We start from the raw sequence: 8,051 nt of genomic DNA, 5'->3' as shown, positions 1-8,051 counted from the left end.
GCCGACTGCGCGCGGGTGCGGGCGATGCTGGTCGACGCGATCCGCGACGACCGCGCTTCGGCCAGGGGGCGGCGCAGTCCGGTCCGGCCGTTGCCGGCGGAGGCGCTCGATGCGTCGGCCGACTTCGCGATCTACCGTCAACGCTATCTGACGCTGCAGCAGCGGATGGAGACCGCCATCGGCGATCTGCGCGGCCGCCTGCGTGCGGCCCTGGCCCGTCGGTCAGGCCAAGGCAGGCTCGCCATGCTCGATGCGGTGATGGAACGCGTGATGGGCGCGCGCGAGCAAGCCTTGCTGGCGAACCTGCCGGCCGTGCTGGAGGCGCACTATCAGCGCTTGCGGCAGGCCGAGGAGCGCGCGCTGGCCCAGATTGCGGCCGCCGATGCAACCGAAGCCGCCGAAGCCGCGCAAGCGCCCGATACCCACAATGCCGCCAATGCAGCCAATGCCGCCGAAAGGGCCGAGCCCGCTGGCGTGGCGGTGACGATCACGCCGGGCGCGTGGCGCCGCGTGTTCCGCCGAGACATGGAAGACCTGCTGCTGGCCGAACTGGACCTGCGTTTCCAACCCGTGGAGGGCTTGGTCGCGGCGCTTGGCGCGAATCGATCCGGCAGCTAATCAGAACATCATGACCCGATTCCCTATTCAACTTGTTGTGTTCCTCGCCGGCCTGCTGGCCGTCTGCTGGATCGGTGCCGGCTACGCGGGCTCGAATGCGCTGGCGTTCGCCGTGACGCTGCTGATCGGCGGCTTCTATGTCGGTGGCGCCTTCGAGCTGCAACGCTATCGCCGCGCGACGGCGAGCCTGACGCAGGCGGTCAACGGCCTGTCGGAGACGCCGGCCAGCCTGGGTGCCTGGCTCGACCGCATCGATCCCGGCCTGCGCCAGGCCGTTCGGCTGCGGGTCGAAGGCGAACGCGTGGCCTTGCCCGGTCCCGCGCTGACCTCGTATTTCGTCGGGCTGCTGGTGCTGCTCGGCATGCTCGGCACCTTTCTGGGCATGGTTGCCACGCTGAAGGGCACCGGCCTCGCGCTGGAAACCGCGACCGATCTGCAGGCGATCCGCGCCTCGCTGGCCGCGCCGGTCAAGGGCCTGGGCTTCGCCTTCGGTACCTCGGTGGCCGGCGTGGCGACCTCGGCCATGCTGGGACTGCTGTCGGCGCTGTGCCGTCGAGAGCGTATCGGCGCGGCGCAGGCGCTGGACGCCCATATCGCGACGACCTTGCGCGTCCATTCGCGGGCCCATCAGCGCGAGGAGGCGTTCCGGCTGATGCAGAGCCAGGCGGAGACGATGCCGGTACTGGTGGACCGGCTGAACGCGATGATGGCCGCGATGGAGCAGCAGAGCCAGGCGCTGACCGAACGGCTCGCCGCCAGCCAGGACGCGTTCCACGGGAAGACTGAAGCGGTCTACACCCGCCTGGCGACGTCGGTCGAGCGGTCGCTGAAGGACGGCGTCGCGGAAAGCGCGCGGGCCGCCAGCGCGGCGATCCAGCCGGCGGTGGAAGCCACGATGACGGGCCTGGCCCGCGAAGCGGCCGGACTGCGCGATACCGTCACGCAGTCGATGCAGCAGCAACTGGAAGGCCTCGCATCCCGTTTCGATGCCACCACGGCCCAGGCGGCCGGCCTGTGGAACGAGGCGCTGGCGGACCACCGGCGTACCAGCGCGGCGCTGGCCGACGGTCTGCGCGGCACGCTCGATGGCTTCGCCGCCAGCTTCGAGCAGCGCTCGGCCGGCCTGCTCGAGCAGGTTGCTCAGCGCATGGACACCGCGGCAGCGGCCGTGTCGGCCCGCTGGAACGAGGCCATGTCCGGCCAGGAACGCACCATCGGCGCGATTGCGGCCGAGAACCAGCAGGCGCTCGCCAACGCCGCGAGCGCGTTCGAGCGGAGCGCCAGCGCGCTGCTCGGCACGGTGGCACAGGCCCAGGCCGAACTGCGGGCGCAACTGGCCGCGCAGGACGAACAGCGGCTCGCCAATTGGAGCGCGACGCTGTCCAGCCACGAGCGCGCGATCGGCGCGATCGCGACGGAGAACCAGCAGGCGCTGGCGGCCGCCGCGGGCGCCTTCGAACAGAACGCCAGCGCGCTGCTGGCCACGGTGGCGCAGGCACAGACCGAACTGCGCGCGCAACTGGCCGCGCAGGACGAGCAGCGCCTTGCCAACTGGAGCGCGACGCTGTCCAGCCACGAGCGCGCGATCGGCGCGATCGCGACCGAGAACCAGCAGGCACTGGCGGCCGCCACGGGCGCGTTCGAACAGAATGCGAGCACGCTGCTGACCACGGTGGCACAGGCGCAGGCCGAGCTGCGCGCGCAACTGGCGGCGCACGACGAGCAGCGCCTTGCCAACTGGAGCGCGACGCTGGACGGCATCGCCGCCGCACTGCGCCAGCAATGGGAACAGACCGGTGCGCAGACCGCGAGCCGGCAGCAACAGATCTGCGAGACGCTGGAGCGCACCGCGCACGAGATCACCGCGCAGACGCAGGCGCAGGCCGGTGCCACCATCGCCGAGGTCGCCCGTCTGGCCCAGGTGGCCGGCGAAGCGCCGCGCGTGGCGGCCGACGCCATTGCCGAACTGCGGCGCAAGCTGTCCGATGAAATGGCGCGCGACAACGCGATGCTGGAAGAACGCACGCGCCTGATGGAGAGCCTGTCCACGCTGCTCGACCAGGTCAGCCGGACCTCGACCGCGCAACGCGAGGCGGTCGACACGCTGGTCAGCACCAGTGCGGAACTGCTCGAACGCATCGGCTGGCACTTCACCGACAAGGTGGAGGCCGAGACCGGCAAGCTGACCGACGTCGCGGCGCAGGTCACCGGCAGCGCGGCCGAGGTGGCCAGCCTGGGCGAAGCATTCGGCGTGGCGGTGCAGCTGTTCAGCGAATCGAACGACAAGCTGGTCGCGCATCTGCAGCGCATCGAGACCGCGCTCGACAAGTCGATGGCCCGCAGCGACGAGCAGCTGGCTTACTACGTGGCGCAGGCGCGCGAGGTGGTCGATCTCAGCATGCGTTCGCAGAAGCAGATCCTGGAGGACCTGCAGCATGTCGCCGGCCGGCGCGCACCCGACGCAGAGGCGGCATGAGAGAGGAGATCGACGCCGGCGTCGAGCCGGCCGTACCGACCTGGGCCGTCTTCGGCGACCTGATGTCGGTCGTGCTCGGCGCCTTCGTGCTGATTCTGCTGGGCGTGATCGGCATCCAGCTCGAACTCGCCTCGCGGCTGGACAACGAGGTCAAGCAGCGCCAGCAGGAAATGCATCGCCGTGAGAGCCTGGAAAAGGCGCTGGCCGGGCCGCTGGCGGCAGGGCGCGTGACGCTGGTGAACGGACGCATCGGCATCAGCGGCAACGTGCTGTTCGCGCTGAATTCCGCCGAGCTGCAACCCGAAGGACAGGACGTGCTCAAGAGCCTGGCGGCGCCGTTGAAGGCCTATCTGCGCAATCGGGACGAGATCCTGATGGTCAGCGGCTTCACTGACGACCGGCAGGTGCGCGACGGCAACCGCCAGTTCGCCGACAACTGGGAGCTGTCGGCCCAGCGCGCGCTGACGGTGACCCGCGCGCTGATCGATGCGGGCGTGCCGGCGGCGTCGGTGTTCTCGGCCGCGTTCGGCTCGCAGCAGCCGGTCGCGTCGAACAAGGACGCGCAGGGCCGCGCTCGCAACCGCCGCGTCGAGATCGCGCCGATTCCGCGCGTGTCGATGGGAACAGGGAAGTCCGGTGGCTAGCCTGGATGCGGACGACATGCGCGCGCGCATCGACGCATGGCGCGACAGCGGGGCGGATCGCGTCGATCCGGTCCGCTTCCGCCTGCTGGAGGGACTGGCACGCCGGATGGAAGCCCAAGGCGGCGAGGCGCGGCGGCGCCTGCAGGACAGGCTCGCCGCACTCGTTCAGGCCTATGACGACGCGCTTCAGCAAGCAGCCGGCGAGTCCGGCGAGCCCGAGCACAATCCACAGCGAGGCGCGCGCACGCCGGGACCGCTGGCGGCGCTGGCGTGCGAGCTCAGAGGCGATACGGACGCGCAAGGCGAGGGCCCGGCAGCCGCGCCGATCGCGCCGAGGCATCCGCCGCAACCGGATCCGGCCCTGGTCGACTATGTGCGCCGCACATGGACCCGTCTGAGCGCCGATCGCGCCTGGCGTCAATCGCTGGAACGCGTCCCCGAGAACGCCGGACCGCTGAACTCGAATCATCTGATCCACCGTGCACTGTCGGCGATGCGCGAGCTGTCGCCGGGCTATCTGCAGCAGTTGCTGTCGTATGTCGATACGCTGTCGCGGCTCGAGCGGATGAACGCCGACAGCGCCGCCGACCGCGCCGCCGACAGCAAGAGCACGCCGCCCGCCGCCAATCCGGCCAAGTCCGCGCGCGGCAAATCGCGCCAGTCGCGCGCCCGGCCCGCGGGGTCCTCGAAAGCCTGAGACCCGGCGGCATCACCGCATCACTGCATCACCGCATCACCGCATCACCGCATCACCGCATCACCGCATCACCGCATCACCGCATCACCGGATCACCGCATCGGGATCACGACATCACGACCTCACGGCACCACCGGCGTCAGTCCGGCCGCGGTAAAGATCTGCTGCAGTTCGCCGCTGCCGCGCAGCGCATCGAGCGCGCGCTGTACCGCGTCGGCCAGTTCCTTGTTATCGGCCTTGACCGCCATGCCGACCGCCCAGCCGCGCGGCGGCAGCAGCGGCGACGAGACTTCCGCGGCCGCGTACTGCGAAGCGGCGCGACCCTCGTCCTTCAGCGCGCTCTCGTACTGCGAACGCGTGACCATCGCCGCCGCGATCTCGCCGGCGAACAGCGCCCGCAAGCTGTCGCGCGGCGACGGATAGATGCGGACCTTGTCTCGCAGCGCGCCGCCGGCACCGGCCAGCAGGGCATTGGCACCGGCCGATCCGGCTTCGGCGCCGAGCGGCAGGCCCGCCAGATCGCCGAGGTCGCGGATCTGCGGCAGCCGCGCGGTGTCGTGCACCAGCACGAACTGCTCGCGATAGTACGGCGCGAAGATCGTCGCCTTGTCGTTCTCCCGCATGAAGGCGCGATCGACCGGCACGTGCAGCATCACGTCCGCCGGCCCATAGCCGAGATAGTGGCCGCGCCAGACCATGTTGCGCAGGTCGTCCACCATGGTCTCGTCCGCGTCGAAGGGCAGCAGCGTCAGCGACAGATTCAGCTGGCGGCTCAGCGCTTCCGCGATCGCGACATCGACGCCGGTCGGCTTGCCATCGACGACATCGGAGAAGGGGGCAAAGGCCTTGTAGACGGCGACCTTCAGCCGGCCACTCTCGCGGATTCGGGCCAGATCGGCCCAGGCGCCGGCCGACCAGGCGAGTCCGGCCGACAGCAACAGCAACGCGATGGCGCGACGGCGGCGCGGGGCTGCCTTCGGTGCGAGCGCTGCCCGCATCGAAGGCGCGTGGGACATCGGGGGCATCGTTGTCTCCTGAAGGGGCGAACGGAAAAGAAGGGGAGCGATCGCGGCGCACCGAGCCGCGCCGAAGCGCGACAGGCATCGCCGCCCGCTCTCACTGCGGCCGGCGCGACTCCAGATAGGTCTTCAGCGCCCACACGGCTTCCTGCGTCAGCGTTTCGTCGAACGGGGGCATATAGACGCGGCCGTCGCGCGTGCGGCCGCGGCGCACGGTGGTGGCGAAGTACTGGTCGATCTCGCTGTAGCAGCCTTGCTTCTTCTTCGGGTCGGCCAGCGCCGAACAGTCCGAATCGAGACTGCGCAGGTCCGGCGCAATGCCTCCGGAGATCGCGTCGAGCCCGTGGCAGCGCGCGCAGTTCTGGTTATAGGCGGAGCTGCCGATGCGTAGCGCCTCGTCGTGAGCCGGGCCTGTGCGGTAAGGGTTTTCCTGCTTCCACTCCTTGCCAAGCTGCGGCAACGTGCTGGTGTCGACCGCCTGGGGCGTGACGTCGCCGTGGGCGTGCGCGGCACCCGGGATCGCGGCGGCGGTCAGGCCAGCGCCGAGGACAAGGGCGCAGAGGAGGGGGCGGAAAAGCGGGCGGAAAGTCGGGCGGAATGTCGCCATCGTGGTCTCCTGGTGTTGTCGGGATCGTTTGCCCAATCGTCCGCAAGAGCTGTGCCACTCGCACCAGGCCCGGAAACCGCGGGAATTGCCATGCGGCGGCGTCCTCCGCGTTGCAGCATGGCCGCGGGGGCGCCCTCGAATTCAACACCCTGGCAAGCATTTTGCTCCACAATGCAACAGTGCCCGGGCGAAACGCTTCGCGCGGGCGCCCCGATCGCCGAAGATCCGGCACCAAGATGCCGGGCAGCCGAACAGGAGACATCCCATGACCCCGCACGAGCCGGAGCCGCACGGCGGCACGCACGCCGACACCATCGCCCAGGCCCACCAGCGATCGCAGTCCTACGGCTTGCGCCCCTACGAGACACCGGACTTCGGCCCCGTCGCCCCGGTCGACCTGCGCAGCCAGATCGAGAAGAGCCAGTCGCTGTTCACGCACGCGCTGCCGGTGATGGAGATGCTGTACGACCAGATCGTCAACACGCACAGCATGGTGATCCTGACCGATACGGCCGGACTGATCCTGCATTCGCTGGGCGACGACGACTTCCTGGAGAAGGCCGACAAGGTCGCGCTGCGTCCCGGCGCGGTGTGGTCCGAGGAGAGCAAGGGCACGAACGCGATCGGCACCGCGCTGACGGAGGGGCTGCCGACGCTGGTCCATGGCGACGAACACTTCCTGCGTGCCAATCACTTCCTGACCTGCTCGTGCTCGCCGATCCTCGATCCCTACGGCAAGACGGTCGGCGCGCTCGATGTCACGGGGGACCATCGCGGCTTCCACAAGCACACGATGGCGCTGGTGCGCATGTCCGCGCAGATGATCGAGAACCATCTGTTCGAAAACGCGTTCCAGGACATGGTGCGCGTCCATTTCCACGCGCGCCAGGAGTTCATCGGCACCATTGCGGAAGGGCTGGCTTCGTTCACGCCCGGCGGCCGCTTCCTGTCGGCCAATCGCAGCGGGCAGTTCCAGCTCGGCCTGTCGGTCGGCGCCTTGCGCGCGCATACGTTTTCGTCGCTGTTCGGGCTGTCGATGGGGCAGCTGTTCGACGCGCTGCGCAGCGCCCCCGGTGGCGTGATGCCGCTGCAGCTGTCGAGCGGGGTCAAGGTCTGGGCCCGCGTCGAGATCACGCGCTCGACGGTGGTCCCGTCCGGCGGACTGATGCCCGAGGCCCGCGAGACGGCCGTGCCGCGCCGCAGCCGGCTGCCGAACGCCGCCCAGCCCGGCGGTCTGGACGAGCTCGATACCGGCGATCCGCAGATGGCCGCGGTGATCGGCAAGCTGCGCAAGGTCGTCGGCCGCGATATCCCGGTGATGATCTGCGGCGAGACCGGTACCGGCAAGGAACTGCTGGCGCGTGCGATCCACGCCGAGAGTCAGCGCCAGCAGGGCCCGTTCGTCGCGGTCAACTGCGCCTCGATTCCCGAGACGCTGTTCGAGTCCGAGCTGTTCGGCTACGAGGAAGGCGCGTTCACCGGGGCGCGCAAGAAGGGCGGCATCGGCAAGATGCTGCTGGCCAACGGCGGCACGCTGTTCCTCGACGAGATCGGCGACATGCCGCTGCATCTGCAGGTGCGGCTGCTGCGGGCGCTGCAGGAACGCTCGGTGACGCCGCTGGGCAGCAACAAGGTCATCGAGGTGGACTTCGTGCTGATCTGCGCGACGAACCGCAATCTGCGCGAGGAAGTCGCGGCCGGGCGCTTCCGCGAGGACCTGTACTACCGGCTCAATGGCCTGGTGGTGCGGCTGCCCGCGCTGCGCGACCGCAGCGACCTCGACGTGGTCGCGGCCAAGGTGCTGGCGCGGCATGGCGGGGCGTCGCCGCCGCTGCGCATCGCGGAGCCGGTCATGCGGATGTTCGCGTCCTACCACTGGCCGGGCAATATCCGCCAGCTGGCCAACCTGCTGAACACGGCGCGCTTGATGGCGGAGGGAGAGGACGAGATCGACGTGTCGCACCTGCCCGACGACTTCCTTGACGACTGG

Annotated in this window: 7 protein-coding genes; 5 read left to right on the top strand and 2 right to left on the bottom strand. The window is 69.7% G+C overall.

Annotation, left to right across the window (positions count from 1 at the left end; genetic code table 11):
* The 4 genes from B551_RS09775 to B551_RS09760 form a co-directional block, all read left to right on the top strand.
* Window positions 1-618: DUF3348 family protein (locus B551_RS09775; RefSeq protein ID WP_023263983.1), on the top strand; the 618-nt coding region annotated here is incomplete at its 5' end.
* A gap of 10 nt (window positions 619-628) precedes the next feature.
* On the top strand, window positions 629-3,094 hold the full coding sequence (locus tag B551_RS09770) for a DUF802 domain-containing protein (RefSeq protein WP_043438526.1): 2,466 nt from the start codon (window positions 629-631) through the stop codon (window positions 3,092-3,094).
* Window positions 3,091-3,738: an OmpA family protein gene (locus B551_RS09765; protein ID WP_006578208.1), complete on the top strand. Its 648-nt coding sequence runs from the start codon at window positions 3,091-3,093 to the stop codon at window positions 3,736-3,738. The genes B551_RS09770 and B551_RS09765 overlap by 4 nt, the downstream gene beginning before the upstream one ends.
* Window positions 3,731-4,435, top strand: a complete 705-nt coding sequence (locus tag B551_RS09760) for a DUF2894 domain-containing protein (RefSeq protein ID WP_023263982.1) — start codon at window positions 3,731-3,733, stop codon at window positions 4,433-4,435. The genes B551_RS09765 and B551_RS09760 overlap by 8 nt, the downstream gene beginning before the upstream one ends.
* Window positions 4,436-4,557: 122 nt before the next feature.
* Here the strand turns inward: B551_RS09760 and B551_RS09755 are convergent, their stop codons facing one another.
* Both B551_RS09755 and pedF read right to left on the bottom strand, forming a co-directional pair.
* Entirely contained in the window at window positions 4,558-5,451 is an 894-nt protein-coding gene (locus B551_RS09755) for an ABC transporter substrate-binding protein (protein WP_006576850.1), read from the bottom strand.
* 100 nt (window positions 5,452-5,551) lie between these two features.
* Complete coding sequence (gene pedF, locus B551_RS09750) at window positions 5,552-6,061, bottom strand: cytochrome c-550 PedF (protein ID WP_006576851.1); 510 nt, start codon at window positions 6,059-6,061, stop codon at window positions 5,552-5,554.
* Between the two features lie 265 nt (window positions 6,062-6,326).
* Between pedF and B551_RS09745 the strand changes: the two genes are divergently transcribed.
* A partial coding sequence (locus B551_RS09745) for a sigma-54-dependent Fis family transcriptional regulator (RefSeq protein WP_023263981.1) occupies window positions 6,327-8,051 on the top strand: 1,725 nt, incomplete at its 3' end.

This window comes from Cupriavidus sp. HPC(L), from assembly GCF_000307735.3.
GTDB lineage: Bacteria > Pseudomonadota > Gammaproteobacteria > Burkholderiales > Burkholderiaceae > Cupriavidus.
The sequence above is the reverse complement of the archived record's forward strand: the minus strand, read 5'-3'. Positions and strand labels throughout refer to the sequence as shown.